Consider the following 3,035-nt stretch of genomic DNA (forward strand, 5'->3'; position numbering starts at 1 on the left):
GGGAGATGCGAGCGATCGTTGATCCGCGGATGTCCGAATGGGGAAACCCCTCCGCAAGGAGATCGTGGACTGAATACATAGGTTCACGAGGCGAACCCGGGGAACTGAAACATCTCAGTACCTGGAGGAAAAGACATCAACAGAGATTCCGCGAGTAGTGGCGAGCGAAAGCGGAGCAGGCCAGTGGTTTTTGTCAGCTAAGTCGAAGCGTCTGGAAAGGCGCACCGTAGCGGGTGACAGTCCCGTAGACGTGTTGCTGGCAGAGATCCTTGAGTAGGGCGGGGCACGTGAAACCCTGTCTGAACATGGGGGGACCACCCTCCAAGCCTAAATACTCCCTGGCGACCGATAGTGCACAAGTACCGTGAGGGAAAGGTGAAAAGCACCCCGACGAGGGGAGTGAAAGAGACCTGAAACCGGACGCCTACAAGCAGTCGGAGCCCGCAAGGGTGACGGCGTACCTTTTGTATAATGGGTCCGCGAGTTCGTGTTCGTGGCGAGCTTAAGCCGATAGGTGTAGGCGAAGCGAAAGCGAGTCCGAAATGGGCGCCTAGTCACGGGCATGAGACCCGAAACCGAGTGATCTAGCCATGGCCAGGCTGAAGGTGGGGTAACACCTACTGGAGGGCCGAACCCACGCCTGTTGAAAAAGTCGGGGATGAGCTGTGGCTAGGGGTGAAAGGCCAATCAAACTCGGAAATAGCTGGTTCTCCGCGAAATCTATTGAGGTAGATCGTCAGGTGATCACCCTCGGAGGTAGAGCACCGGAAGGGCTAGGGGGGCCCAAAGCCCTACCAAACCCTACCGAACTCCGAATGCCGAGGAGTGCAGCCTGGCAGACAGACAGTGGGTGCTAAGGTCCATTGTCGAGAGGGAAACAGCCCAGACCATCGTCTAAGGTCCCCAAATCGTGGCTAAGTGGGAAAGCATGTGGGACGGCCAAAACAACCAGGAGGTTGGCTTAGAAGCAGCCATCCTTTAAAGAAAGCGTAATAGCTCACTGGTCTAATAGCTGTTCTGCGGCGAAAATGTAACGGGGCTCAAGCCACGTACCGAAGACATGGGTGTGCCGTAAGGCACGCGGTAGCGGAGCGTTCCCTAGGCCTGTGAAGCCATACCGGTGACGGGTGGTGGAGGTATGGGAAGTGCGAATGCGGACATGAGTAGCGACAAACAGGGTGAGAAACCCTGTCGCCGAAAGTCCAAGGGTTCCTGCGCAAGGTTAATCCGCGCAGGGTGAGCCGGCCCCTAAGGCGAGGGCGAGAGCCGTAGCCGATGGGAAGCGGGTGAATATTCCCGCGCCCGCCAGAAGTGACGGCCTTGAAACGCTGTTATCTCTTATCGGATTGAGGTGGCAGTTGGAGAGGTCCGGGAAATAGCTCTGGCATATGGACCGTACCCGAAACCGACACAGGTGGACTGGACGAGTATTCCAAGGCGCTTGAGGGAACCATGCTGAAGGAACTAGGCAAATTGCCCGCGTAACTTCGGGATAAGCGGGACCTGCCTGTGCGCAAGCGCGGGTGGGTGGCACAGACCAGGGGGTGGCGACTGTTTAGTAAAAACACAGGGCTCTGCGAAGTCGCGAGACGACGTATAGGGTCTGACGCCTGCCCGGTGCCGGAAGGTCAAGGGGAGGAGTGCAAGCTCCGAACCGAAGCCCCGGTAAACGGCGGCCGTAACTATAACGGTCCTAAGGTAGCGAAATTCCTTGTCGGGTAAGTTCCGACCTGCACGAATGGCGTAACGACCTCCCCACTGTCTCCAGCATGGGCTCAGCGAAATTGAATTCCCCGTGAAGATGCGGGGTACCCGCAGTTAGACGGAAAGACCCTATGAACCTTTACTGCAGCTTCGCAGTGGCGCCAGGAAGGGACTGTGTAGGATAGGTGGGAGGCTTTGAAGCCGGGGCGCTAGCTTCGGTGGAGCCAACCTTGAAATACCACCCTGTGCCTTTCTGGCGTCTAACCGCATCCCGTCATCCGGGATCGGGACCCTGCGTGGTGGGCAGTTTGACTGGGGCGGTCGCCTCCCAAAGTGTAACGGAGGCGCGCGATGGTGGGCTCAGGCCGGTCGGACATCGGCTGTTGAGTGCAAAGGCACAAGCCCGCCTGACTGCGAGCGCGACAGCGCGAGCAGAGACGAAAGTCGGCCTTAGTGATCCGGTGGTCCCGCGTGGAAGGGCCATCGCTCAACGGATAAAAGGTACTCTAGGGATAACAGGCTGATCTCCCCCAAGAGTCCACATCGACGGGGAGGTTTGGCACCTCGATGTCGGCTCATCGCATCCCGGGGCTGGAGCAGGTCCCAAGGGTTCGGCTGTTCGCCGATTAAAGCGGTACGTGAGCTGGGTTTAGAACGTCGTGAGACAGTTCGGTCCCTATCTGCTGTGGGTGTACGAGACTTGAGAGGATCTTTCCCTAGTACGAGAGGACCGGGAAGGACGCACCTCTGGTGAACCGGTTGTCGCGCCAGCGGCACGGCCGGGTGGCCAAGTGCGGAATGGATAACCGCTGAAGGCATCTAAGCGGGAAACCAGCCTCGAAACGAGGTCTCGCCGAGGGCCGTGGTAGACCACCACGTCGATAGGCCGCAGGTATAAGAGGGGTAACCCTTTCAGCCGAGCGGTCCTAATCGCCCGATAGAGCTCCCTTACCACCAGCACCGCACCGGCCAGGGTCTGTCGGCAACGACACACCCCCAGCCGCGCGCAGCACCAAGCCGCGCACCACTCGCCTCAACCAACACACACATCCAGATCCCATCACCCACTCATCTGTCGTCAGGATCCGGCCTGGTGGCCCGGTGGTCATCGCGAGGATGACACACCCGATCCCATCCCGAACTCGGCCGTGAAACACCTCAGCGCCCATGGTACTGCATCTCAAGATGCGGGAGAGTCGGTCGCCGCCGGGCCACCACGCCGGATCCTCACCACAACGACAGACACCACACCACCGCGGGGTGGAGCAGCCCGGTAGCTCGTCAGGCTCATAACCTGAAGGTCACAGGTTCAAATCCTGTCCCCGCATCCA

At 59.1% G+C, this 3,035-nt stretch carries 1 tRNA gene and 2 rRNA genes (1 of these 3 cut by a window edge); all 3 read left to right on the forward strand.

The annotated features are described in order from the left end of the window. Positions 1-2,655 (forward strand): 23S ribosomal RNA (locus DFH01_RS27695) (it extends 80 nt beyond the left edge of the window). A 146-nt stretch (positions 2,656-2,801) separates the two neighbouring features. After that, positions 2,802-2,916: ribosomal RNA gene (gene rrf / locus DFH01_RS27700) — 5S ribosomal RNA — on the forward strand. 42 nt (positions 2,917-2,958) lie between these two features. Beyond that, positions 2,959-3,035 (forward strand) — tRNA-Met (locus DFH01_RS27705).

The organism is Falsiroseomonas bella (assembly GCF_003173615.1).
GTDB lineage: Bacteria > Pseudomonadota > Alphaproteobacteria > Acetobacterales > Acetobacteraceae > Falsiroseomonas > Falsiroseomonas bella.